Here is a 23,435-nt window from a genome sequence, read left to right on the forward strand (position 1 = left end):
CGGGCTCACCCTCGACCGGGGTTGAGTCGCTCTGACGGACAGTGGGAGCCCACGTCCGATGATCACGGGGCTCGATGGACGCGTACGGAGTCGGACCATCTCGGGGATGACGGTTTTCCCTCCGCTCCACGGTGACGCCGAATCCTCTCCACGGTGACGCCGAATCCTCTCCACGGTGATGCCGAATCCTCCGTGGTGACGCCGAATCCTTCACGGTGATGCCGAATCCTCTCCGCGATGACGTCGAACGGCCGCGATGGGCGACTCAGCGGGAAAAGCGGCCGACCAGCAGCTCCAGCCGCCGTTCGTGCTCCTCGTGCCGGAGCCTGCCGTTGCGCATGAGCGTGAGGAGCCCGTGCAGGCCACTCCAGAAGGTCTCGGCGAACGTTTCCAGGTCGTCGTCTCCCGCGTGCGGCCGCAGGGGCTCGCACAGCTCGGCGAAGGCCTCCCGCAGGGCGGCCGGTGTTCCGGTACTGGCGAACGGCAGGTCGACGGTGTGGGTGAACATCGCGTCGTACAGTGCGGATCGCTGCTCGGCGAACGCCATGTACGCCGCGGCGACGTCGGCGATGGCCTGTCGCGGGTCGGTCGCCGACGCGCGTGCCGCGCGCAGTTCGGTGCCGAGGTCGGCGGGCTTGTGGATGGCTCTCCGGTCTCGCCGGAGGTCGTCCGGCTCCGTGGGTCTGCCGGGCCGTCCCGATATAAGAACCCGGCCTCAGGGTCCTGTTTCAGGACTCGGTTTCAGGACCCCGACTCAAGACCCGGTCGCGCTACGTTGAGCGAAGGCCCGTGCGCCCTCTTCCCTTGACAGGCAAGTGGCTACTTGCCTATAACTGTGCCCGTGGACGTAGACCCTGACCTGTTCAAGGCCATCGGTGACACGACGCGACGCATCATCCTGGACGAGCTGACCGACAGGGACGGTCAGACGCTGTTTGAGATCTGCGGCCGACTGGCCATGAAGCATGGCCTGGCCTCCTCGCGCCAGGCCATCTCGCAGCACCTCGCGGTGCTCGAACAGGCCGGCCTGGTGCACACCCGGCGGCAGGGCCGTTACAAGTTCCACCACATCGACACGAGCCCGCTGCGCTCGATCGTCGAACGGTGGCCCATCAACCGAGAGGAATCGAACCCATGATCCGCATCCACATCACCAGCGTGCTCGTCGACGACCAGGCCAAGGCGCTGGCCTTCTACACCGAGAAGCTGGGGTTCATCAAGAAGACCGACGAGCCCGCCGGTGAGGCCCGGTGGCTCACCGTGGTCTCCTCCGCCAACCCGGACGGTGTCGAGCTGCTGCTGGAGCCGGACGGTCACCCGGCGGCGGCCCCGTTCAAGCAGGCCCTGGTCGCCGACGGCATCCCCTTCACCCAGTTCGCCGTCGACGACGTGTACGCCGAGGTCGAGCGGCTCAAGGGGCTGGGCGTCGAGTTCACCCAGGACGCGACCGACCTCGGCCCGGTGGTCACCGCCGTCTTCGACGACACCTGCGGCAACCTCATCCAGATCGCCGCCATGAAGTAGCCGTGGACATCGGGGTCGGCTGGGTCGCGACGGGCGATCCAGGCGATCCGGACGGTCATGCGCGGCTACGCGATCGGTGTGCCGCCGCTGTTCCCCGCTGTTCCCCGCCCTGGCATCGCCGAGGGAACCCGCTGAGCCCGCCGGTGTCGGTGACCCGTTGAATTGCGGTCGATATTCCGATGGGAGAGCTCCGGCAGACCTGGGATCCGCCTCGAAGGGCTCCGAATTACTTTGGAGTGAAATAGATCTTCGCGCGGTATACCGATTTGCCTTCTTGTCTTGCGTGAAACTTTGGCGGAAGAAAGGCAGGTATGGCCGGTCGGCCCTCCGGTCCACATGGGCCGGGAATTCAGGGGGATTGGCGCTCTCTGTCGAGGTGAGGCCGGTGTTTATCGATCGCGGGCACGGGGATAGCTGTTGTTGCAATCGCCCATTTCGGGCAAATCAACAAATCCGGGAGGCTGGCATGAACGGATACCTACCGTATCGTGACTCCGGTCCGGCGGCCCGTGTCGGGACCGTGCGCGGCTGGCAGGCGGACATTCTTCGCGGCGAGTCGTAGCTGAGTAATAGAGGTACTGCGGTTGTGTGCGGACCGCAGTGCCTCCACCTGTGCAGGCGGGGCGACGCATCAGGGGCATGGCATCAGGGGCATGTGGGGGGCGTTCATGACGCGGTTGTTCTACCCTGCCGCCTGGCGCAGCGACGTGGTGGAGGATCTGTTCGGACTCCCGATCTCCGATCCCTACCGGTGGCTGGAAGACAGCGACGACGCGCGCGTACGGGACTGGACGGCGGCCCAGGACCGTCTCTTCCGCGCCTGTCGCGCCGGATGGCGGGAGAGGCGATCGTGGGCGTCCCTGGTGGATCAGGTGTCGTCCTTCGGCGTGTCGGAGCCTCCGATGGCGCGTGGTCCGTTCATGTTCCTCGCCGAGCAGCTCCGCGAGGACGAGCAACGGCGCCTGCTCGTCGTTGACACCGAGGGGAACAGGCGGGTGCTGGTCGATCCGGCGGAGATCGATTCGTCCGGCCACACCGGGCTGTACGCCTGGTGGCCGTCGCGCGAGGGCGAACGTGTGGCCGTCCAGATGGAGGTCGCCGAGCAGCCCGGCAGCGACATCACGGTGCTGGACGCGCGTACCGGTGAGACGGTGGACGGGCCGTTGCCGCGCGCCCGCAACACCTCGCTCGCCTGGCTGCCGGGAGGGGACGCGTTCTACTACGTCAGCCGGGTCCCCGACGAGGAACTCGCCCCCGACGACATGCGTCCGCAGCGCCGGGTGAGGTTGCACCGGATCGGTTCACCCTGGCAGGCCGACACGGTGGTGTTCGGCGGCGACGACGCCCCGGACCACTACTACGGGCTCACGGTCAGCGCCGACGGCCGTTACCTGGCGATCACCGCGATGGCCGGTCTCACCTCGCACAACGATGTGTACGTGGCCGAGCTCACCGATCCGGAGGCCCCGCGTCTCACCAAGGTCGTGGACGGGCACACCACGGGTGCCCGCGTTCTCCCGCGCTTTTTCGCGGACGGGGACTTGCTGCTGGTCACCGACCACCAGGCCCCGTGTGGTCGCGTCTGTGTGGCGCACCGGCACGACACCGGCCCGGCCGCCTGGCGCGAGCTGGTGGCCGAGGATCCCCGGGCGCCCCTGGACGAGTGTCTGGTCCTGGACGACCCGGCACTTCCTCGGCCCCTCCTGCTGGTGGCTCGCACCCGCCACGGCGCCTCCGTCCTGACGGTGCACGACCTGGCGAGCGGCCGGCCGCTCACCGATCTGCCCCTTCCCGGCGCGGGCGTCGTGTCATCGCTGCGTACGAACATCCCGCACGGACGTCACGCGTGGTTCAGCTACTGCGACGCGACCACGCCTCCCACCATCTATCGCTACGACGCCACCAGCGGGCGGACGAAACAGGAGACCGGCGCCACGACAGCCGGACACACCCCGGAGATCCGCAGCGGCAGCGTTCGCTATCACGCCGGAGACGGTACCGAGATCACGCTGTTCCTGTTCACTCCGGCCGAGGAACATCGGAGTCCCCGCCCCACCCTCCTCTACGGCTACGGCAGCTTCGGCATGCCGATGCGCCCGTGGTTCCTCCCCATGGCGGCCGCGTGGGTCGGCGCCGGCGGCACCTACGCGGTCGCCTGTGTACGCGGAGGCGGAGAGGAGGGCCAGCACTGGCACGACGCCGGTCGCGGACCACACAAACACCGCGCGGTCAGCGACCTCAACGACGCCGCGACCTGGCTCATCGACACCGGCCGGACCACCCGCGACCAACTGGCGATCCACGGCCAGTCCGCCGGAGGGCTCCTGGTCACCGCCGCCGCCACCCAGCGACCGGACCTGTACGCCGCGGTCGTCGCCGAAGGCCCGCTCTGTGACATGGTGCGCTACGAACACTTCGGCCTGGGGTGCACCTGGACGGATGAATTCGGTACCGCCTCCCAGCCCGAACACCTCCGATGGCTGCTCGGATACTCCCCGTACCACAACGTCACGCCCGGAGGCTCCTATCCCGCGTTCCTCCTCACCGGTGCGGTGACCGATCTGCAGACCGGCGAGGCCCACGTCACCAAGATGTGCGCGGCCCTTCAGCACGCCACCAGCGGTGACCGGCCGATCCTCATGCGCCGAGAGCCCGACACCGCCCACGCCGCCTTCCCCGCGAGCAAGGAACGCGCCCTGATCGCGGACATCCTGACCTTCGCCGGGAAACACACCGGCCTGTCACCGGAGAAGACGACCACGCGTCTTCACAGGACCGACGAGGGACCACGCCGGGACGGGCTCGTCCGCGAACCCTGACCGGGTGCGGCGGATGCGATCTCGCGGAAGGTGCCCTCACGTCAGCTCACGGTTGCGGCGTGCCCCGCTCCCGAGGACATCGGCCGAGCGGCACGAACGCCCCGAGCCCCACGGCCCGGAGCGTTCTGATCCCCGGTGACGTCTCCGTCGTACGTCTCCCGGGTGACTCGTCACGCGTCCCGAGGTGTTCGGCCCGGGGAGGCCCCGTTCGATCGGTGGTGTTCGCTCAGGCCGTCGGGATGGCCCGGGACGGACAGTAGGACGGGTTGGGCCCGTAGCTCGGCTGGCTGTAGTACCAGGGGTCGCCGTTGTAGGCGTTGTAGCGGCAGGTCATGGTCGCGGTGGAGTCGTAGTGACAGATGATCTGGCCGTACCCCTGCACCCATGAGTGGACGCTGCGGGAGCCGTCGTTGATGAACCACGGGCACATGTAGGGGGTGGTCGGTGACGACGCCTGGGCCGTGCCTGCGGCGAACAGGGGACCGGCCACAGCGAGTGCGACGATTCCCACGGCGGTGGCGATGCGCTTGCGTATCAAAGCCTGTTCCTGTCTTTGCGGGCCGATGCAAAAAACTGACAGCTATAAAGTAACAGGGCGATTACATCACGCAAAGACTGGTGATGAGTTGGAAAAGTTGTTAACGTCGTACGGCCGTCAGGTGTGAGCCCGCCGCCTTCCATCGCGACCTCCGAGCGGTCACCGCGATGAGCCCCATCCGGTTCCGGAGGCGGATCCGGTCGCGGGAGGCCCGGCGCCCGCCTGCCACCCATCCCCGCGCCGTCACCGGCCACGACAGCCCGTCGCAGCTCGGCCGCCAGTACCGCCGCCGGTTCGGCGCGTCACCGGGCGAGGACGTCGCCCGCGCACCGCCCCCGCCCTGGTGTGACGGCCGTCCGGTCACGATGGTGGCCCGTCCGTCATCGGTGGTAATTTGCGATCTCGACGAAGGGGGTGGATGTGGGGCGTTCCTACGTCGTGACGGGAGGCGGTCAGGGCATCGGCCGCGCGGTCGTCGAGCGACTTCTCGGAAACGCGGACAGCGTCGTCGTCATCGAGCTCGACCCCGCGGCGCTCGCGTGGACCCACGACCACCCGGCCGGTTCCCGGGTGATCGCCGTGGTCGGCGACGCCGCCGACGAGGCCGTCACGGAGCGAGCCGCCGATCTGGCGCAGGCCGCGGGCAGGTTCACCGGCTGGGTGAACAACGCCGCGGTGTTCCGCGACGCCTCGCTGCACGCGGTACCGGCCCGCGAGGTCCTGGATCTCATCGCGCTGAACCTCAACCCCGCCGTCGTCGGGTGTGCCACGGCGATCCGCCGCTTCCTGGCGGCTGGCCAGGGCGGTGCGATCGTCAACGTCTCCTCGCACCAGGCCCAGCGGGCCGTTCGCGGAGCCCTGCCGTACGTGACGGCCAAGGCGGCCACCGAAGGACTGACCCGCGCGCTGGCCGTCGACTACGGGCCGCTGGGTATCCGCGTCAACACCGTCGCGCTGGGTTCGATCAGCACCGAACGCTACGAGGCCTTCCTCGGCAGGCAGGAGCCCGCGACGGCCGAGCGCATCCAGGACGAGATGCGCCTGCTCCATCCTCTGGGCAGGGTGGGACGCCCGGAGGAGGTGGCGGGCGCCGTCGCGTATCTGCTGTCGGACGACGCGAGCTTCGTCAACGGGGTGGTCATGCCTGTCGACGGCGGACGGTCGGTGCTCGCCCGCGATCCCGAGGAGACCTGACGACCGGCCGTCGACAACGGCGCCGATGTGAGCTTGTTCATCCTGTTGTCGCAGGTCATCGAGGTTCCTCGGTCGTCGTCGACAGGCACACCTTCGACCGCTGGACCGCCTCGTGGGCTGAGGCCCCGGACTGGCATCGGGTGCTCTTCTTCCGGCTGGACGACCTTGAGCTTCCCCTGCCGCCAGCGCTGTTGACCTGGTCGGCCGCCCGCGAGGGGACGGCGACGCGCCGGTGCCGTGACCTGCGGGGGGGAAGCTCGGAGACGCCGCATCGGCAGGTGATGCGTGGGGTTGGTTTCGTGTCGTGCTGGGGGGTTTGTGTGTCGTAGTGCACGCTCGGCTTTGTGTGTGCGTTTGTACGCAGAACGAGGCTTCTGGCGTGCCTAATGTGAGTGCTGTCCGGAGCGCACAGCACTGAAAAAGCGCACCGGGCGCAGGTCAGACGGGTTGTTCCCGAATACCCTCGCTCAAAGGAAAACTCTCATGCGTAAGCTTCGCAGCGTTCTGGTCGGCACGGCTTTGGCCGGTGCTCTGGCGGCCGGGATCGTCGCGGCCCCCGCTCAGGCCGCCACCACCTCCTCCGCCACGGCGGGTGCGGCCTCGGTCGCCCAGGCGCAATACACCAAGCACTGGTTCTCCGGCTACTCCAGCTTCGGCCGGGGCGAGTCGCGCAGTGAGCGCTCGTACTACAAGGGCTACTGGTACTACTCCAACGGCCGCTACTACTTCGACATCAACACCTGGGACCGCGACCGGGACCGGGAGAACAGCTTCATCGACTTCTACTACCACGACGACCGCGGCTGGCACAACCGCCGCTTCAACACCGGCGGCCACCACGAGTGGAAGTTCAGCTACAGCGCCAAGGGCGGCTTCGACGGCTTCCGCGTCCGCATCGGTGAGGGCCGCTCCGGTGACTTCGACTGGGGCAACTACTACCGTCACTCCTTCTGACCCACCCGTGACCGCCGTGACACGCGGCGGGTGAGGCGAGTCGGCGGAGGCGACCGGCGATCCCACCGGCGCCTCCGCCGACGCCCCCGTCGGCGTCCCCCCTTACGGACCGTCCGGACCTTTCGGACCCCACGGACCTGGCGGACCGTTCGGACCGGCGGCGTCCGTGAGCGGACCGATCAGGGGTGGCGCCGTGGCGAAGTGGCCGGTGGTGGACCGGGGATCAGCGCAGCCCGTCGTAGAAGGTGCGCAGGTCCTCGGCGAGCACGTCGGGCACGATGTGAGCGGCGTAGTGGCCGCCGCGGTCGTACGACCTCCAGTGCACGATGTTCGTGTGGTCGCGCTCGGCGAACGTGCGCATGGACACGAAGTCACCGTCGAACATCGCGAGGCCGGTCGGCACGGTCGTGGGCTCCTTGGGGTGCTCGGCGTGCGCGTCCTCGTAGTAGAACCGGGTGGCCGACGTCGCGGTGCCGGTCAGCCAGTAGAGCATCGTGTTGGTCAGGACGAAGTCGGCGTCGACGTCGGCGGTGTCGCCGAACAGCTGCGAGTTCCAGCCGAGCAGCCCGGCGGGCGAGTCGAAGATCGCGTACGACAGGGTCTGCGGCTGCTGCGAGTGCAGCGTGTTGAACGACATCTTGGTGTCGTGGAACCGTTGCAGCACCTCCAGGGCCTTCCGGTCCTCCTGGGTGATCCTCTCGAACTCGGCGGGGTCACCGGAGGGGAACGAGAAGATCTGGGTGACGTGCACGCCGACGACGTGCTCGGGATCGATCCGCCCGATCTCGGGGGAGACGAGCGAGCCGCCGTCGTTGCCGGCGGCGCCGTAGCGGTCGTAGCCCAGCCGCCGCATCAGCTCCGCCCACGCCCGGGCGGTGCGGTACCGGTTCCAGCCCCTCTCCCGGGTGGGGCCGGAGAAGCCGAAGCCGGGCAGTGAGGGGATGACCACGTGGAACGCCCGCGCCGGGTCGTCGGGGTCGGTGAGCGACTCGATGACCCTCAGGTACTCCACGATCGAGCCGGGCCAGCCGTGCGTGAGGATGAGCGGCAGGGCGTCCTCGTGCCGTGAGCGGACGTGCATGAAGTGGATGTTCTGCCCGTCGATCTCGGTGGTGAACTGCGGGTACCGGTTGATCCGGGCCTCGTGGGCCCGCCAGTCGTACTCGTGGCGCCAGTATCCGGCCAGATTCCGCACGTACTCCACGGGAACGCCGTAGTCCCAGCCCGCGCCCGGCAGCTCGTCGGGCCAGAGGGTGCGGTCGAGCCGGTCGTGGAGGTCGTCCAGCCTGGCCTGCGGGACGTCGATGCGGAAGGGCTTGATCTCGGCGTTTTCGCTCATGATCGGAACACTACGGACCCTTCCGGTCAACTTCTGTCCTGTAGTCCTGGCAGGCTTGGCACATGTTGGAAACCTCGGCGCGGCTGCTGCGCCTGCTGTCGTTGTTGCAGGCCAGGCAGGACTGGCCCGGCGCGGCTCTCGCGGAGCGGCTGGGCGTGAGCGAGCGGACCGTGCGCCGTGACGTCGACCGGCTGCGTGAGCTCGGATATCCGGTGAACTCGACGCGGGGCACCGACGGGGGCTACCGTCTGGGCGCCGGGTCCGTCATGCCGCCGCTCCTGCTCGACGACGAGGAGGCGGTCGCCGTGGCGGTCGGACTGCGGACCGCCGCCGGCGGCACCATCGCCGGTATCGAGGAGACATCGGTACGCGCGCTCGCCAAGCTTGAGCAGGTGCTTCCCTCCCGGTTACGTCACCGGGTCAACGCGCTGCAGACCTACGTCGAACCCGTGCCCGCGGACGGTCCGGGCCCGGTGGTCGACCCGGGTGTGCTGACCACGCTCGCCGCGGCCTGCCGCGACGGGGAACGGGTGCGGTTCGACTACCGCGCCCACGACGGGTCGGCCGGTGTACGGATCGCCGAGCCGCATCGGCTCGTGTCGTGGGGGCGCCGCTGGTATCTCGTCGCGTGGGACGTCGACCGCCAGGACTGGCGGACCTTCCGGGTGGACCGCGTCGAACCGCGTACCCCCACCGGCCCGCGCTTCCCGCCCCGCGATCCCCCCGAGGGGGGTGCGGCCGCGTACGTCGCGCGCGGGGTCTCGGCGGCGGCCTGGCGCCACTGGGCCCGGGTCGTCGTGCACGCGCCCGCCGACGTCGTGACCGGGCGCGTCAACCCCGCGGTCGGCGTGGTGGAGGCCGTGGACGGGCACACCTGTGTGCTGAGCACCGGCGCGGACAGCCTGCACGTGATCGCCGTGTATCTCGGCATGCTCGATCTGGACTTCGAGGTCACCGGGCCCCCGGAGCTCGTCGAGCACATGCGGGCCCTCACGGCCCGCTACGCCCGCTCCACCCCGGCTCTTACGGACAGGTGACGCCTTCGGAGGCCGCCCGGTTGGTCGGGGCTGCCCGCTGGCGGATTCCGTACGGGTTCCGTGCCGGACCCGCCGGAGTCCCCGGCCACCGGGAGGCGTGTCGCCCCGGTCGTGGCGTCGGGGACTCCGGCCCGTCTCACACGGTCAGGCTCAGGAGTGGGCGCTGAGGCACTTCTTGAGCGACTCCCTGGAGTTCTGCCGCTTCGGCGCGACCTTCAGGAGCGCCGCGTCGCGCACCTGCACGTACTTGGCCCCGGCGGCGTTGTAGGCGTCCACCATCTTCTTCGCGGCGGGATCCAGCGACGGCGCCTTCACCCCGAGCTGCTGCAGGGCCATCTTCTGGGAAAGCTGGTCGATGTCCGCGGCCGCGCCGGCCTTCAGCAGGGCGGCGTGGGCGGCCTTGACCTCGGGCAGGTTGTCGACGTTGGTGAGGGCGTCCTCGGCGTTCAGCATCGCGAGGTATTCCTGCGCGCAGGGGGCCGGGGCGGAGGTGGCCGCGACGGCGGTGGTTGCGGTGGCGCCGACGGTGGCCAGGGTGGCGATAAGGCCGAGGGCGGCCAGCGACGTCACGGTGATGCGGGTGTGCATGGGGTGCTCCCGTTGGTGCTGAGGGTTGATTGGCATGTGACCTCATGCACCGGAATCACTGGGGGTAATCACTCCGTTGCTTCAAGTTAACGTCAAGGGTCGCGGGCCACCGGCCGCACCGGGGCGTCCGGAGCCCGGAGGGTCCTGGAAGGCCCCGGAAAGGCACGGACGCGAACCCCCCGTCCGGAGGGCTCGCGTCCGTGTCTCGCTGCGGTCAGGACACCGTCCACTTCTGGTTCGCGGCGCCGGTGCAGTCCCACAGCTGGAGGCGGGTGCCGTCGGCGCTGGTGTTCCCCGTGACGTCCACGCACTTGTTCGCGGCGGGGTTCACCAGGTCCCTGGTGGTGGGGTTGTAGGTCCACTGCTGGTTGGGACCGCCGAAGCACGACCACAGCTGGAGCCGGCTGCCGTTGGCCGTGCCGTTGTCGACGACGTCCAGGCACTTGCCGAGCACGCGGAGCGTGCCGTCGCCGGGGCGGGTCCACTGCTGCGCGGTGGTGCCGTTGCAGGAGTAGAGCTGGACGGCGGCGCCGTCGGCGCTGCTCGCGCCCGCGACGTCCATGCACTTGCCGCCCAGACCGGTGATGGCGCCGCCGCCCGGGGTGCCCGGGTTGCCGCTCGGGGTGCCGGACCAGGTGAAGGTGGCGGTGGTACGGGCCGGGAGGGAGTACACGAAGGACTGGCCGCCCCAGTTGACCCGGACGGACTGGGCCGAGGTGCCGCGGTTGTGCGCGATCAGGGCCTTGGAGCCGTCGGGGTTGCGCCAGGCGACGTTCTGGATCGTGCCGTTGGCGGTGGAGTCGATCCGGTACGCGCCGGGCTTGACGAACTTCGTGAGGTGGCCGGTCGTGTAGTACTCGATGGTGTAGTCGACCTGACCGGCGCGGGAGCCGCCCTCCTGGACGGTGATCAGGCCGGTGCAGACGCCGCAGCCGCCGTTGTGCGGGCCCATGTTCTGGTTGAGGGCGAGGCTCCACTTGACGAGGCTGCCGCTCCAGTTGCGGGCGTAGTTGACGATGTCGGCGAGGTCCTCGTTGTGCTGGTTGCCGATCCAGGTGCCGCCCGAGTGCTCGGTGCTGAACTGGCGCACGGCCGGGTACTGGTTGTGGATCTGGGTGCCGACCGCCGGGTCCCCGGCGTAGCCGTGCCAGGCGATGCCGCCGAAGAGGGGGTCGTTGCGCACGGCCGCGTCGTTCAGCACTCCGGCGCCCATGGCGGCGTAGTCGCCGTAGTTCCAGTCGTGGACGAGCACCTTGGTCGTGATCCCGGCGGCGCGGAAGGCCGGGTAGACGTGGTTCTTGGTGAACTCGGCGAGCCCGGAGGAGTTCCAGTTCATGCTCGGGTAGTTCGCCGCGGTCGGGTTGCCCGCCTGGCAGCAGTTGGGCTCGTTCTGGACCGAGATGTAGTTCACCGGGATCCCGGCGTTCTGGTAGCTCTGGATGTACTTGACCAGGTACTGGGCGTACGTGGGGTAGTGCTCCCACTTGAGCCAGCCCATCTGGTCCATCCGGCCGTTGTCCTTCATCCAGCCGGGGGCGCTCCACGGCACGCCCTTGACGCGCAGTGCCGGGTTGAGCGTCTTGGCCTGGCCGGTGAGCAGGCGCACGTTGGTGTCGTACCCGTTGGCGCCGAAGTCGTTGAGGTCGCAGCAGGTGTCGTCGAGGGAGACGTGGCCGGGCCGGGAGAGGTCGGAGGCGCCGATCGGGTTGCGCACGAACGACAGGCCGATGCCGTCGGTGGGGTGGAAGAGCCTGCGCATCACCGTGTCGCGGGTGGCCGCGCTGATCGGGCCGCCGCGCAGCAGGTAGGCGGTGGTGTCGGTGATCGAGGCCCCGCCGCCTTCGAACTGCTGGTAGGTGGTGCCCTCGTTGACGGTGATGGTGTGGTTGGCGCTGCCTCCCGCGGGCCCGAAGGCGATGGGCGACTGCTGCTGGAGCCCCCGCGTGACGGTCCGGCCGCCCGCGTCGGAGGTGGTGGTGAGCCAGATGTTCACCGGCTCGTTGGCGGCGAGGGCGGGTGCGGCGGCGACGGGTCCCGTCGCCCACAGGGCGGCGGCGCAGGCCAGGGCGAGGGTGAGGGCCCGGCGAGGTGGTCGGAGCACGACAGGGGTCCTTTCGGGGGGTGCGATCGGGCCCGCGACGCCCCGGGCCTTTCGCGTCGGAGCACGTGCGTCGCCCCGGGAAACGTCGCTGTAACCGATGTAACAGATAAGAAACTTTCCTGTTGCAGGACAGGACAACACACGTGGAAATCGCTTGTCAAGGCTGAGGGAGGTCGGGAAACTCCTGGATCGATACACGGCGTGCGACGGACTGGAAAGTCGACCGCCAATGAAACAAATGAAACAAACGCGCTCAGCGCGAGACGGGCCCGGTGGAGCCCCGGACGATCACATCGGTGCCCAGGGAGACGTGCAGTGCCTCCAGCGTGTGCCGGTTGAGGAGCCGCATCAGCAGCGTGACCGCCATCCGGCCCATCTCCTGCAGCGGCTGGCGCACCGTGGTCAGCGTCGGCCGGGTCGCCCGGCCGAGGTCGAGGTCGTCGAACCCCGCGACCGACAGGTCACCCGGGACGTTCAGGCCGCGCTCGGCCGCCGCCCACAGCGCGCCGACCGCCATCTTGTCGTTGAACGCGACCAGCGCCGTCGGCCGCTCGGGCAGGTCCAGCAGCTCACAGGCCGCCCGGTAGCCGTTCTCCGAGTTGGGCTCCCGCACGCTGCGCAGCAACTCGGCCGACGGCAGGACACCGGCGTCGGCCAGCGAGGCGGTGTATCCCGCCAGCCTGGCCTCGCTGGGCAGCCACTTCACGGGACCGCCGACGATGCCGACCCGGCGGTGACCGAGCTCGACCACGTGCGCCATCAGCTTGCGCGCCCCCGCGAAGTGTGCGGCCGACACCGCCACGATGTCCTTGGGAGGGGGCGTCCTGGGGTCGATCACCACGAAGGGGAACTGCCGGTCGCGGAGCCGTACGAGCTCGTCGCCCGGCTCCGGGGGGAGGATCAGGATCGCCCCCGCGATGTCGGGGCGGTCGGGCAGGCCGGAGAGCACCGGGGTGTGCTGGGCCGACTCTCCGGCGCTCAGCACCATCTGCCCGCCGTGCAGCTCGATGGTCTCGCCGACCGAGGAGACGATGAGCCCGAAATAGTCGGTCAGCAGGTAGGGGCAGCGCACGTAGATCGTGCTCCCGGCCGTCGCCTCCTGCCCGGCGCGCGGCCGGGGCGCCTGGTCCCCGAGGCGGCCGATGGCCCGTAACACCAGCTCACGGGTGTGCGGGGCGACATTGGCCTGCCCGTTCAGGACCCGCGAGACGGTGGCGATCGACAGCCCCGTCTCCGCCGCGACGTCGCGCACGGTCGCGCGCGTCCCGGGCCGAGCCATGTGCGCCCCCTGACAGCCGTGTCCCTGCCGTCAGCATAACCAGCGTCGGCGGGAGGTCGTGGCCGCGTCCATCTCAACCATCGAGCAGCCTGCGGGCCCGTTCGACGACGGGCTTGTCGATCATCTGCCCGTTCAGCGTGCTCACCCCGCCACCGGCTGCGGACACCACTGCCTCGGCCCAGCGCAGGGCCTCGGCCGACGGCGCGAACGCCGCGCGCACCGGCTCGACCTGCCGGGGGTGGACGCACAGCTTGCCGGTGAAGCCCAGGCGCGCCGCGTGTTCCGCGTCGGCCACCGCGGCGGCGTACTCCTCGACGTTCGTGGTGACACCGTCCAGGGGCGCGGCCACCCCCGCCGACGCGGCGGCGAGGACGAGCGTCGAACGGGCGTGCAGCAGCGCGGTACGATCCCCGGGGTCGATACCCAGCTGGGCGGCGAGGTCCACGCTGCCGAAGGCGGGCCGCGTCACCCCCGGGGCCGCGCACAGCCGTCTCGCCCCGAGGACGCCGGTGGCCGTCTCCACCAGCGGGACGACGCCGTTGCCGCGAGGCAGCCGGTCGACCAGGGCGGCGATGTCCTCGGGACTCTCGGCCTTCGGGAGCATGACGCCGCAGCCGTGCCGTCCGGCCAGCTCGACATCGGCGTCATGCCACGGGGTTCCCCGCCCGTTGATCCGTACGACCGCGTCCCCTCCGGCTTCGAGCCACCGGCGGACGTTGTCGCGTGCCCGGTCCTTGTCCTCGGGGGCGACGGCGTCCTCCAGGTCGAGGACGATCGCGTCACCGGCGGCCCGTACCGCCTTCTCGAAACGCTCGGGGCGATGTCCGGGGACGAAGAGCAGCGCCCGCGCGCGGGCCAGCGCGTCCGGGTTCATCGGTTCCTTCCCGCCCCGGCGACGGTCACCGGGGGATCTCCGGCAGCAGGAGCCGCGAGGGGCGGTCCCCGCCGGTGTGGAGGGTGATCCGGCCGCCGAACACCTCGGCGGGACGGTTGTGGGGGTCGTCGTGGACGAACGGCCCGCACCCGGTCATCTGGTTCCTCAGGTTGGACAGGCGGGTCGCGGGCCCGTCGTGGACGTAGTCCCGGCCCCGTACGGCGAGCGCTATCCGGTAGCCCTCGGGCACCACGAGACAGGTCGGCAGGATCTCGACGTCGAGTTCGTACACCGAGCCGGGCACCAGGGGGGAGGGGTCGTCGTGCGTGTGGTACGGCTGGTACGGCCGGGAGAGCTCGTCGTCGAGCTTGCGGTGTGAGGCGCGCAGCCATCCCTGCGCCACCGGGGTGTTCGGGTCGAGGGCGCCCTGGAAGGTCACCTCGGTGCCGTCCGGCGAGAACACCCGCACGACGAGGAACAGGTCGGCGTCGGCGGTCGAGGACTCGACGAACAGCTTGGCCGACAGCGGGCCGGTGATCTCGGTGTCGGCGGGCAGCGGCGGGGTCTCGAACATGACCCCGTCCCCCATGCCGTCGTAGCCGACGCTGCCCGGCGTCGCGGGGGGCTCGGGGGTGAGCGACCCGTGCGCGGCGTCGAGATAGAGGGAGGTCCAGCGGGTACGGGGAATCGGCCACGCCTCCTCGTGGCGCAGCGTGAACGTGCTGTCCACGTGGCGGATCTGGAGCTGCACCGGCGGCTGCTCCTTCCACCCCGTGTCCTCATTTTTCAGGAAATGACCGAAGAAGCGCTTCTGCAGGGAGACGCCGTAGTCGGCGTAGAAGAGCGACCAGTGCGTGTCGCCGTGCATCTCCAGCCACTTCTCCTGGGACGCCGCGCGGAGGTAGCCGTGGGTGTTGCCCCGCAGGTGCAGGCCCTGGCCTCCCCAGTTCCCCGCGGACAGGACCGGGACGGTCACGTTGTCCCAGTCCGGCGAGCGGTCCCGGTGGTAGCCGTCGTCCAGGGGGTGCTCGCGGATCGACGCGCCGAGGTCGACGCGGTTCGCCGCCCGCTCCTCCTCGCTCAGGTTCTCGTCCCCGCAGACGTTCACCCCGGTGTTCGGGTTACGCGGACCGGCGTCCCCGAGGCCGTACTGGACGGAGCTCACCTGCATGCCGTACCAGTGGTCCCAGAACGTGGTCCGGATGCCCCCGTGGTAGGTGGAATCGCGGTACCAGTCGGCCGCCCCCTCCCACACGCAGACGGCGGCCAGGTGGGCCGGTCGCCGCGAGGCGACGAGCCACTGGTTGATGGCGAAGTAGGAGATGCCGCAGAGACCGACCTTGCCGTTGCTCCACTCCTGCTCGCCCGCCCACTCGACGCAGAGCACGTGGTCCTGGACCTCGCGTGGGGAGAAGACGTCGATCACACCGGGGGAGCGGCCCGCGCCTCGCGAGTCGACGCGGACGCAGACGTAACCGTCGGGCACCCACTTCTCCGGGTCGACCACCTCCCAGTTCTGGTAGCGGTTGGTCGATCCGGCGACCGCGTCCGGATGGTCCGCCGCCATCTTCTCCCAGGCGCTCGGGTAGCCCTCCTGGAACGACAGACCCTTGGCGTACGGGCCGTAGGTGAGGATGACGGGATAGCGGCCCTCCGCCTCAGGCCGGAAGACGTCCGCGCGGAGCACGGTCCCGTCGTCGACCTCGATCGGGACGTCCCATTCGACCAACATGCGACAAACTCCTGTCTGTACAGGTAAGGGGTTATTCGCGGCCCGCGTGCTGCCACGGGGCCACCCGCCGCACGAGGCGCTCCGTCCCGGCGCGGGCGAGGACGCCGAGGAGGGCGAGGACGGTCACGCCGACGAACGCCTGGTCCTGGGCGAAGGATCGGGCGTTGGTGAGGATGAACGTGCCCAGGCCGTCCAGGTTCGCGAGGAACTCGACGGCGGCCGCCCCGACCAGCGCCCGGCCGACGGCCACGTGGACGCCCGCCACCGCGAACGGCAGCGCCGACGGCAGGACGAAGTCCGTGACGAATCGGCGCCGTGGCACGTTGAGCACCCGCGCGACGTCCGCCAGGTTGCCGGGCAGCGCCCGCGCCCCGTCGGCGGTGCTCACGGCACAGGGCAGGAAGGCGGACAGCGCGACGACGATGACGCGGGTCACGTCGTTGTAGCCGAACCAGATGGTCGCCATCGGGACGATGGCCAGCATCGGCATCGCGTACAGACCGCTGATGTAGGGCGTGCTCAGGTGGCGCAGCCAGGCCACCCGCCCGATGAGCAGACCGGCGACGATCCCCGGGACGCAGCCGAGGAGCAGGCCGAGGGCCACGGCCGAGACGGTCTCCCACACCGAGCCGAGGAAGCTCGCCGAGGTCAGGGTCGGGATCGCCTGCCCGAGGACGCCGAGGGGGGTGGGCAGGTAGTCGGGCAGCCAGGCCGTACCGGCGACCTGCCACACCAGCAGGACCGCCGCCGCGGCCACGAGCTTGCCGGTGACGTCGCGCGACGGCCCGCCGGAGGACACGGCCGGGGAGACGACCGCCGCGGTGGGGTCAGTGGTGGGGTCGGCGGTGGTGCCCTGGGTGGTCCTCACCTCGTGCTCCCTTCGGGCCGTGGGGTCAGGGTCGGGGTGGTCCTCACTCCGTGCTCCCCTCGCGCCATGGGGCGAACGCCCGTTCCAGGACCTGACCGAGTGCCATGAGCATCGCCGCCAGCACCGACACCAGCACGGTGAGTCCCAGCACGGTGGCGGAGTCGAAGCGCGAGCTGGCCCCGAGCAGGAGCCCGCCGATCCCGGTCGCCTCGAGGAAGAACTCGGCGATGAACGTGCCGACGAAGGCCATCGCGATCCCCTGCCTGATGCCGCTCATGGCGTACGGCATCGCGTGCGGCAGCAGGACGTCGCGCCACAGGGCCCACTCGCCGCTGCGGTGCACGCGGGCGACCTCCAGCAGGGTGACGGGGGTGTGCCGGGCGCCCTCGGCCGTGTTGATCAGGACGGGGAAGACCGCGCTCAGGAACACGACCAGCACCTTCGCCCAGAAACCGAAGCCGAACGCCGCCAGGATGAGCGGCGCGAGCGCGACGATGGGCACCGACTGCACCGCGAAGACCAGCCACTGCGTACTGGTGCGAAGCCGCCTGGACCGGGAGAGGACGAGCCCGTAGCCCACCCCGCCCACGACGGCGGCGGCGAGCCCGGCCAGGAACAGCACCCCGGTGTCGGCGAGCGCTCCGGGAAGCGTGCCGTCGCGGGTCATGGCGGCGAGCGACTCGAAGGAGCGGACCGGTGTCGCCAGCAGCACCGGATCGCGCTGACCGAGCACCTGCCAGGCCAGCAGCCCGGCGAGCAGCCCGATCAGCGAGATCGCCACGCCCTTCAGCCTGGCTCCGGAGACTCCGGAGCCGGGGTCACTTGGCGAGGGCATCGCGGAACACCGTGGCGTCGACGAACTGGTCGTACTTGGGAGTCTTGTCAGCTGGAACGTTCCCGGCCTTCACCTGGTCCTCGATCGCCTTGTCGACGCGCTCGCGGGTGAGGCCGATGTCGGTGGGCCAGAAGCCGAGCTTCACGTAGTCGCCCAGGGCCACCTTGGCGATCTCCGGGCTTCGCTTCGTCATCCGCGCGGCGATCGCCGTCACGTCGTCGGCGTTGGCCGGGTCGTTGATGTACGTGATCGCCTTGTGCAGGGCCGCCACGGTCTCGACCCACGCGGGCCGCTTGCCGCCGTCCTTCAGCTCGTCCTCGCGGGTGACGAGCATGGTGTAGTGCGACTTGGGGTCGACCTTGGCCAGCGCGACCACCTCGTGGGTCTCCTTAGACTGCTGCACGGCGGCCAGCTCGTCCGGGTGCAGGACGGCGGTGTCGACCTGGCCGGCGATCATCGCGTCGACGCTCTGCGGCCCGCCCACGTTCACCAGCTTGACGTCCTTGACGGTGAGCCCGCAGGAGGCGAGCATCGTCCCCACGCTCAGCGCCTTGGGGGCGCCGACGCCGTCCACCGCGATCGTCCTCCCCTTCAGTGCGGCGCAGTCCTTCACCGCCGCGTCGGAGGAGGCCACCAGGTACGAGGGGTTCTCGTTGCCGAGGACGGCCACGACCGAGCCGCCGGAGGCCCGCAGCGCGACCGCGCCGGAGGTGCCCACGATCCCGCCGTCGAGTTCGCGGCTCTGGATCGCGCGCCCCACGTCCGCCCCGGTGGGCAGCGGGCGCAGTGTCACCTTCACCCCGTTCGCGGTGAAGTAGCCCTTCTCCTCGGCCACGTAGGCCATCAGGTTGACGAAGACGGGAGGGATGCCGGGGATGCCCATCGTGATGGTGGGCGTGCCGCCCGCGGAGGGAGCGTCGCCGCCGCAGGCGGTGCCGAGGGCCGACAGCGACACGAGGGCCAGGACGGCTCCTCCGATGCGTTTGATCATTTGCACTTGCTGTCCTCTGGGGATCGCGACCACCCCTGCCGGAGGGTCTGCCACTTACTGGATGGGTTTCACCTGGTCCGGTGGGTGTCCTGGGACATCACCAGGGACCAGACACGTTCACGCAGGGCGACGAACTCCTCCGACATCGCGACCGCTCTGTCACGCGGCCGGGGCAGGGCGACGTCTATCACCTCGTGCACCCGGCCCGGACGGCCCTTCAGCACGACGACCCGGTCACCGAAGAGCACGGCCTCGTCGATGGAGTGCGTGACGAACAGCATCGTGATCGGGTGCTCCTCCCACATCCGGAGCAGCTCGAACCGCAGGACCTCGGCGGTCTGGGCGTCCAGGGCGCCGAACGGCTCGTCCATGAGCAGCACGCGGGGGCGCACCGCGAGGGCGCGGGCCAGGCCGGTCCGCTGCTGCATGCCGCCGGAGAGCTGGTGCGGGTAGGACCTCTCGAAACCGGAGAGGCCCACCATCTCGATCAGCTCACGCGTGCGGGAGGCGATCTCCTCCCTGGGCAGGCCGCGCAGGCGCAACGGGTAGGCGATGTTGGCCTCGGCCGTCTTCCACGGGAAGAGGCCGAAGTGCTGGAAGACCATGGCGACGCCGTCGGGGGTCGTGCTCACGGTCTCCCCGTCGACGCGCACGCGTCCCTCGGCCGGTGAGATGAGCCCGGCCACCGCGCGCAGCAGCGTCGTCTTGCCGCATCCCGAGGGCCCGACGATCGAGACGATCTCACCGGGTCTGACGTCGACGTGGATGTCCTCGGCCGCGTTGCGGTCCCCGAAGCGCATGGTGACGCCGTCGATGTCCACCGACGCGCTGCCCGAGGCGGGCGCGGCGGTCGAGGTGCGAGAAGGACGGGAGGAATCCCTGAGCCTGTCGAGCAGTGACATGGGCCATACTGTTGCATGATGATGCCTTCTGTACAAGAGTAATGTGTCATGGAGATTAATAATGCATGATCCGTCCAACCCTGTTCTGCTCCTGCACACCCTCGGAGGCAACGCGCGCACGTGGGCGCCGGTGGTGGACGCGGGGGCCGATCCCGCGCGCTTCCTCGCGGTCGACCTGCCCGGCCACGGCGTGCGCGGGGAGGACCCCTTCGACCCGGCCGCCGCCGTGGCCGTGGTCCACGCGGCGCTGGACGAGTGCGGTACGGCACCCGCCCACCTCGTCGGCTCGGGACTGGGAGCCTTCGTCGCGCTGCGGGTCCTCGCCGACGCGCCGCACCGCCTGGCCTCCCTGCTGCTCGCGGGCTTCCCGCCCGGCGGGGACCCGGGCCGGCTGCGCGCCACGGCCGACTCGCTGCGCGCGACGGGGATGGCCGGGTTCGCGGCCGGGTACCTGGCCGCCACGGTGGTGACCGACGGCGGCCCCTGCGGTGACGTCGGCGTGGCGGAGCTGACCGCGTCGATGACGGGCATGCGACCGGAGGCGTTCCTCGGCGCCCTGGAGGCGGCGCTGGGCTGGGAGGCGCCGGTGTCACCGGGCCCGGTGCCGTGCCGGGTGCTGCGAGGAGAACACGACGTCCGGGTGACCGAGCAGGCGGCGCGATCACTCGCGACTCGTCTCGGTGCCGACTACATTGGTGTTCCCGGAGCCGGTCACATCGCGTACGTGGACGATCCCCGAGGTTTCCGTGAGCTGATGGACGCCTTTCATCGGGTCGTCGAGGCGCGTACGGCCGTGCCGGACACCCTCGGTGCAGGATCTCCTGCTGAGCCCGTCCTCTCGCAGGAAGGAACTTGATGGCCAAGACCTCTTCGTCCGCCTCGTCAAGTGGATCCGCCGACAGCCCGCGCACCAAGCGCGACCGCATCGTCGCGGAGCTGCGCCGCATGATCGCGGAAGGCGAGCTGGCGCGTGGCAGCAGGATCAGGCAGGACGTGATCGCCGCTCGCTTCAAGACCAGCATCACCCCCGTCCGCGAGGCGCTGCGGCTGCTCGAGGCGGAGGGAATGCTGGTCAGCGAGCCGCACCGGGGAGTCCGCGTCGCGGACGCGGACTACGAGCGGGTCAAGACGGTCTACCTGCTGCGAAGGCTGGTCGAGCCGTACGCCATGCGCCGGGCCGCCCGGCGTCTCTCCCCCAAGGACCTCGACCTCGCGCAGCGGCTCGTGGACGACATGGAACGCGTCGCGGCCGAGGGCGACCGCGCGACGCTGAACGAGAAGAACCGGCGGTTCCACTTCCTGTTCTACGAGAGGACGGGCAACGAGGGGCTGACCGAGGAGGTGGCGCTCCTGTGGCAGCAGTTCCCGTGGGACGTGCTCCAGGTGCTCACCCACCGTGCCGAAGAGGTGTCGCAGGAGCACCGGGCGATCCTCAAGGCCGCCCAGGACGGCGACCCCGACGCGCTCGCCCGCGCGACGGAGGAGCACCTGGCGAGCAGCTTCCTCGCGCTGGCCCGCCATCTCACCGGCTACGAGGTCACCGATCCCTTCGAGATCGACAACGACTGACGGCAGACGCCGGCGGCGAGCAGGCCGTCGATCTCGGCGTCGGGCACGCCGAGTTCGCGAAGCACCTCCACCGTGTGCTCCCCGAGGGCGGGCACGGCCCGCTCCTCCTCCTCGACGTGCGCCGGATGGAACGGCGACGTCACCACCGTCGCCGTCTCGCCGTCCGGCAGGACGGCCGACGACCATCGGCCCGTGGAGCGCGCCTGCGGATGCGTGAGGACCTCGGGGAGGCCGTTCAGCCTGGCGTGCGGCACATCCGCCAGGTCGAGCCGGGCGACCAGCGTCTCCGTCGGCAGCGCGCGCAGCGCCGTCTGGATGAGGGGCTCCAGCCGCGCCCGGTTGCGCAGGCGGTCGCCGTTCGAGGCGAAGTCCGGATCGGTCGCGAGGATCGGATCCTCGATCACCCCCACGCACAGGCGGCGCCACTGCCCCTCGTTCTGCACGGCGATGAGCACCTGGTCCCCGTCCCCGGACAGGTAGGGGCCGTACGGGGCGATGCTCGCGTGGCTGAGGCCGGCCGGCTCCGGTGCCGTGCCCGCGTGCGACTGGGCGAGGAGCAGGGGGCTCATCCATTCGAGGAGCACGTCGAACATGGCGACGTCGATGCGTCGGCCGACGCCGGAACGTTCCCGCGCGTAGAGCGCCGCGTTGATGGCGGCGAGGGCGTAGGTGCCACCGGCCAGGTCCGCCAGGGACACCCCGGGCTTGGCCGGCTGCGCCGGTGTGCCGGTCGCCGTGACCGTGCCCGCCTCCCCCTGGATGAGCATGTCGTACGCCTTGCGGTGGGCGTAGGGACCCTGCGTGCCGTAGCCGGACAGGAAGCACCGGATGAGCCGGGGGTTGAGCGCGACGAGGTCGTCGTCGGTGAAGATCCGCTCGAAGGCGCCGGGCGCGAGGTTGCACACCAGCACGTCCGCGGACCGCAGCAGCTCTCCCAGCAGCCGCTTCCCCTCGGGCGTCTTGAGGTCCAGGGCGACGCTTCGCTTACCGCGGTTCAGCCAGACGAAGTGGCTGGAGTACCCCTGGACGAAGTCGTCGTAGTCGCGGGCGAAGTCGCCGCTGAGCCGTTCCACCTTGATGACGTCGGCCCCGAGGTCGGCGAGGTGGCGGGAGCACAGCGGGACGGCGACGGCCTGTTCCACGGCGACCACGCGCACGCCTCGAAGGTCGTCCCTCACCGCGCACCCCCGCCGAAGCGGAACACCGTGCCGACGGCGGGCTGCACGTAACGGTCGTGCAGTGACGCCGACATGTGCGCGTGCGAACGCAGCCCGCTGCAGTGCATGGGCACGACCGTGGCGACGTCGAGGTCCCGGAAGGCGTTCGCCGTCCGCTCGACGTTCTCGGCGGGAGTCGTCGGGAAGCCGAGGTGGAAGCCCCCGATGACGGCCCTGATCGGCCGGTCGCCGCAGACCCGCCGGGCCTGCTCGATGGTGTTGACCACGCCGGCGTGCGCGCATCCCGTCAGCACGATCAGGCCCTCCCCCTTGACGTCGATGACGAGTCCCATCTCGTCGATCACCTCGTCCCGGCGCAGGTCACCCTCCCGCGACACCTGGTACAGGCCGGGCGCTCCGCGCTCGAACGGCTGGGAGACCGACTCGAACGGCACCTCGCGCGGGATCTCGCCGGTCGTCCACACCCCCCAGCCCAGATCCAGCGGGTCCCTCGTCAGGACGGGCGCCCCGCCGGACGCCTCCACCTGCTCGAAGGTGAACGCGGAGTTGTAGACCGAGGACGTCCGCCCGTCGCCCATGACCGCGTAGCGCGGCAGCTCGGCGTCGTGGTGCGTGGCGACCGGGATCCGGCGGCCGGCCAGCCCGAGGAACCGGTGGACACCCCCGAAGTGGTCGGGGTGGCCGTGGCTGATGACCACGTGGTCCATGCCGGACGGGTCGACGCCGAGCACCCTCATGTTGTGTTCGAGCACGGTGCCGGTGAGGCCCACGTCGAACAGCACGCGCAGGACGTGCCTGCCGCGGGTGGCTTCGACCAGGAGACTGATCCCGTTCTCGGCCTGCGGCGGGACGCGCTTCCCGTCGAAGTGCTCGATCAGCCCGTAACGGCTGACGCAGTGGTCGTCGGACCCCAGTGGACTCGCCTGGTCAGGCAGCAACATGTCCACCCAGTTCTCCACGAGGACCGTGATCGTAACGGACTCGGCCTGGAACACGAGGCAGCTCCTTCCTTTGTACAACCAGGAAGGTACGTTACATTAGCTGGACAGATAATGCATCATATACAAGATCGTGTTTTATTTACTGGATCGATGTGATCGGGAAGGTCGCCGG

General features: G+C 70.1%; 22 protein-coding genes. 8 read left to right on the forward strand and 14 right to left on the reverse strand.

What is annotated here, in order from left to right; genetic code table 11:
• Positions 1–265 precede the first annotated feature (265 nt).
• The gene (locus ABD817_RS22545; protein ID WP_344920164.1) at positions 266–703 is read right to left on the reverse strand and encodes a TetR-like C-terminal domain-containing protein; all 438 of its coding nucleotides are present in this window, start codon (positions 701–703) and stop codon (positions 266–268) included.
• A 138-nt stretch (positions 704–841) separates the two neighbouring features.
• Here ABD817_RS22545 and ABD817_RS22550 point away from each other — a divergent pair, with 138 nt between their 5' ends.
• From ABD817_RS22550 to ABD817_RS22560, 3 genes are all read left to right on the forward strand, one after another.
• Complete coding sequence (locus tag ABD817_RS22550) at positions 842–1,138, forward strand: ArsR/SmtB family transcription factor (protein ID WP_344920055.1); 297 nt, start codon at positions 842–844, stop codon at positions 1,136–1,138.
• Complete coding sequence (locus tag ABD817_RS22555) at positions 1,138–1,524, forward strand: VOC family protein (protein WP_344920165.1); 387 nt, start codon at positions 1,138–1,140, stop codon at positions 1,522–1,524. The genes ABD817_RS22550 and ABD817_RS22555 overlap by 1 nt, the downstream gene beginning before the upstream one ends.
• Positions 1,525–2,192: 668 nt before the next feature.
• Positions 2,193–4,343, forward strand: coding sequence for a prolyl oligopeptidase family serine peptidase (locus ABD817_RS22560; RefSeq protein WP_344920056.1), 2,151 nt, complete (start codon positions 2,193–2,195; stop codon positions 4,341–4,343).
• Positions 4,344–4,569: 226 nt separating this feature from the next.
• On the opposite strand, the gene ABD817_RS22565 is transcribed toward ABD817_RS22560, so the two are convergent.
• Positions 4,570–4,881 carry a hypothetical protein gene (locus ABD817_RS22565; protein ID WP_344920057.1) on the reverse strand — a complete coding sequence of 104 codons (312 nt, stop codon included), beginning with the start codon at positions 4,879–4,881 and terminating at the stop codon, positions 4,570–4,572.
• A gap of 420 nt (positions 4,882–5,301) precedes the next feature.
• Between ABD817_RS22565 and ABD817_RS22570 the strand changes: the two genes are divergently transcribed.
• Both ABD817_RS22570 and ABD817_RS22575 read left to right on the forward strand, forming a co-directional pair.
• Positions 5,302–6,075, forward strand: a complete 774-nt coding sequence (locus tag ABD817_RS22570) for an SDR family NAD(P)-dependent oxidoreductase (RefSeq protein ID WP_344920058.1) — start codon at positions 5,302–5,304, stop codon at positions 6,073–6,075.
• 483 nt (positions 6,076–6,558) lie between these two features.
• Positions 6,559–7,029 (forward strand): hypothetical protein, encoded by a 471-nt coding sequence (locus tag ABD817_RS22575; RefSeq protein WP_344920059.1) that lies wholly within the window; start codon positions 6,559–6,561, stop codon positions 7,027–7,029.
• 223 nt (positions 7,030–7,252) lie between these two features.
• On the opposite strand, the gene ABD817_RS22580 is transcribed toward ABD817_RS22575, so the two are convergent.
• Positions 7,253–8,368 (reverse strand): epoxide hydrolase family protein, encoded by a 1,116-nt coding sequence (locus ABD817_RS22580; protein ID WP_344920060.1) that lies wholly within the window; start codon positions 8,366–8,368, stop codon positions 7,253–7,255.
• Positions 8,369–8,430: 62 nt separating this feature from the next.
• Between ABD817_RS22580 and ABD817_RS22585 the strand changes: the two genes are divergently transcribed.
• Positions 8,431–9,405: a helix-turn-helix transcriptional regulator gene (locus tag ABD817_RS22585; protein ID WP_344920061.1), complete on the forward strand. Its 975-nt coding sequence runs from the start codon at positions 8,431–8,433 to the stop codon at positions 9,403–9,405.
• Between the two features lie 150 nt (positions 9,406–9,555).
• On the opposite strand, the gene ABD817_RS22590 is transcribed toward ABD817_RS22585, so the two are convergent.
• The 9 genes from ABD817_RS22590 to ABD817_RS22630 all read right to left on the reverse strand — a co-directional run bounded on the left by ABD817_RS22590 (position 9,556) and on the right by ABD817_RS22630 (position 19,575).
• Complete coding sequence (locus tag ABD817_RS22590; protein WP_344920062.1) at positions 9,556–9,993, reverse strand: hypothetical protein; 438 nt, start codon at positions 9,991–9,993, stop codon at positions 9,556–9,558.
• A gap of 214 nt (positions 9,994–10,207) precedes the next feature.
• Complete coding sequence (locus tag ABD817_RS22595; RefSeq protein ID WP_344920063.1) at positions 10,208–12,094, reverse strand: ricin-type beta-trefoil lectin domain protein; 1,887 nt, start codon at positions 12,092–12,094, stop codon at positions 10,208–10,210.
• A 253-nt stretch (positions 12,095–12,347) separates the two neighbouring features.
• Positions 12,348–13,373, reverse strand: a complete 1,026-nt coding sequence (locus tag ABD817_RS22600; RefSeq protein ID WP_344920064.1) for a LacI family DNA-binding transcriptional regulator — start codon at positions 13,371–13,373, stop codon at positions 12,348–12,350.
• A gap of 73 nt (positions 13,374–13,446) precedes the next feature.
• Positions 13,447–14,247, reverse strand: coding sequence for an HpcH/HpaI aldolase/citrate lyase family protein (locus ABD817_RS22605; protein WP_344920065.1), 801 nt, complete (start codon positions 14,245–14,247; stop codon positions 13,447–13,449).
• 25 nt (positions 14,248–14,272) lie between these two features.
• The gene (locus ABD817_RS22610) at positions 14,273–15,979 is read right to left on the reverse strand and encodes a CocE/NonD family hydrolase (protein WP_344920066.1); all 1,707 of its coding nucleotides are present in this window, start codon (positions 15,977–15,979) and stop codon (positions 14,273–14,275) included.
• 31 nt (positions 15,980–16,010) lie between these two features.
• Positions 16,011–16,847: an ABC transporter permease gene (locus tag ABD817_RS22615; RefSeq protein ID WP_344920067.1), complete on the reverse strand. Its 837-nt coding sequence runs from the start codon at positions 16,845–16,847 to the stop codon at positions 16,011–16,013.
• A 43-nt stretch (positions 16,848–16,890) separates the two neighbouring features.
• Positions 16,891–17,682 carry an ABC transporter permease gene (locus ABD817_RS22620; protein ID WP_344920068.1) on the reverse strand — a complete coding sequence of 264 codons (792 nt, stop codon included), beginning with the start codon at positions 17,680–17,682 and terminating at the stop codon, positions 16,891–16,893.
• The gene (locus tag ABD817_RS22625) at positions 17,666–18,673 is read right to left on the reverse strand and encodes an ABC transporter substrate-binding protein (protein ID WP_344920069.1); all 1,008 of its coding nucleotides are present in this window, start codon (positions 18,671–18,673) and stop codon (positions 17,666–17,668) included. Before ABD817_RS22625 ends, ABD817_RS22620 begins: the two co-directional genes overlap by 17 nt.
• A 68-nt stretch (positions 18,674–18,741) precedes the next feature.
• Positions 18,742–19,575, reverse strand: a complete 834-nt coding sequence (locus ABD817_RS22630; protein WP_344920070.1) for an ABC transporter ATP-binding protein — start codon at positions 19,573–19,575, stop codon at positions 18,742–18,744.
• A 61-nt stretch (positions 19,576–19,636) separates the two neighbouring features.
• Here ABD817_RS22630 and ABD817_RS22635 point away from each other — a divergent pair, with 61 nt between their 5' ends.
• Positions 19,637–20,431 (forward strand): alpha/beta fold hydrolase, encoded by a 795-nt coding sequence (locus tag ABD817_RS22635; protein WP_344920071.1) that lies wholly within the window; start codon positions 19,637–19,639, stop codon positions 20,429–20,431.
• Complete coding sequence (locus tag ABD817_RS22640) at positions 20,431–21,144, forward strand: GntR family transcriptional regulator (RefSeq protein WP_344920072.1); 714 nt, start codon at positions 20,431–20,433, stop codon at positions 21,142–21,144. Before ABD817_RS22635 ends, ABD817_RS22640 begins: the two co-directional genes overlap by 1 nt.
• Here ABD817_RS22640 and ABD817_RS22645 read toward each other — a convergent pair.
• Together ABD817_RS22645 and ABD817_RS22650 are read right to left on the reverse strand one after the other, a co-directional pair.
• Positions 21,105–22,301: a CaiB/BaiF CoA transferase family protein gene (locus ABD817_RS22645; RefSeq protein ID WP_344920073.1), complete on the reverse strand. Its 1,197-nt coding sequence runs from the start codon at positions 22,299–22,301 to the stop codon at positions 21,105–21,107. The two genes, ABD817_RS22640 and ABD817_RS22645, sit on opposite strands and share 40 nt — an antisense overlap.
• 17 nt (positions 22,302–22,318) lie before the next feature.
• Positions 22,319–23,317 (reverse strand): MBL fold metallo-hydrolase, encoded by a 999-nt coding sequence (locus ABD817_RS22650; RefSeq protein ID WP_344920074.1) that lies wholly within the window; start codon positions 23,315–23,317, stop codon positions 22,319–22,321.
• Between the last annotated feature and the right edge of the window lie 118 nt (positions 23,318–23,435).

Origin of the sequence: Streptosporangium oxazolinicum (assembly GCF_039537505.1) — a bacterium.
Lineage (GTDB): Bacteria > Actinomycetota > Actinomycetes > Streptosporangiales > Streptosporangiaceae > Streptosporangium > Streptosporangium oxazolinicum.

Excerpts from the sequence above, each read along its gene's own strand:
- ABD817_RS22590 (WP_344920062.1), bottom strand. The coding sequence starts at position 9,993 with ATGCACACCCGCATCACCGTGACGTCGCTGGCCGCCCTCGGCCTTATC.
- ABD817_RS22635 (WP_344920071.1), top strand. The coding sequence starts at position 19,637 with ATGCATGATCCGTCCAACCCTGTTCTGCTCCTGCACACCCTCGGAGGC.
- ABD817_RS22605 (WP_344920065.1), bottom strand. The coding sequence starts at position 14,247 with ATGAACCCGGACGCGCTGGCCCGCGCGCGGGCGCTGCTCTTCGTCCCC.
- ABD817_RS22610 (WP_344920066.1), bottom strand. The coding sequence starts at position 15,979 with ATGTTGGTCGAATGGGACGTCCCGATCGAGGTCGACGACGGGACCGTG.
- ABD817_RS22630 (WP_344920070.1), bottom strand. The coding sequence starts at position 19,575 with ATGTCACTGCTCGACAGGCTCAGGGATTCCTCCCGTCCTTCTCGCACC.
- ABD817_RS22620 (WP_344920068.1), bottom strand. The coding sequence starts at position 17,682 with ATGCCCTCGCCAAGTGACCCCGGCTCCGGAGTCTCCGGAGCCAGGCTG.
- ABD817_RS22625 (WP_344920069.1), bottom strand. The coding sequence starts at position 18,673 with ATGATCAAACGCATCGGAGGAGCCGTCCTGGCCCTCGTGTCGCTGTCG.
- ABD817_RS22600 (WP_344920064.1), bottom strand. The coding sequence starts at position 13,373 with ATGGCTCGGCCCGGGACGCGCGCGACCGTGCGCGACGTCGCGGCGGAG.
- ABD817_RS22585 (WP_344920061.1), top strand. The coding sequence starts at position 8,431 with ATGTTGGAAACCTCGGCGCGGCTGCTGCGCCTGCTGTCGTTGTTGCAG.
- ABD817_RS22560 (WP_344920056.1), top strand. The coding sequence starts at position 2,193 with ATGACGCGGTTGTTCTACCCTGCCGCCTGGCGCAGCGACGTGGTGGAG.
- ABD817_RS22580 (WP_344920060.1), bottom strand. The coding sequence starts at position 8,368 with ATGAGCGAAAACGCCGAGATCAAGCCCTTCCGCATCGACGTCCCGCAG.
- ABD817_RS22640 (WP_344920072.1), top strand. The coding sequence starts at position 20,431 with ATGGCCAAGACCTCTTCGTCCGCCTCGTCAAGTGGATCCGCCGACAGC.
- ABD817_RS22575 (WP_344920059.1), top strand. The coding sequence starts at position 6,559 with ATGCGTAAGCTTCGCAGCGTTCTGGTCGGCACGGCTTTGGCCGGTGCT.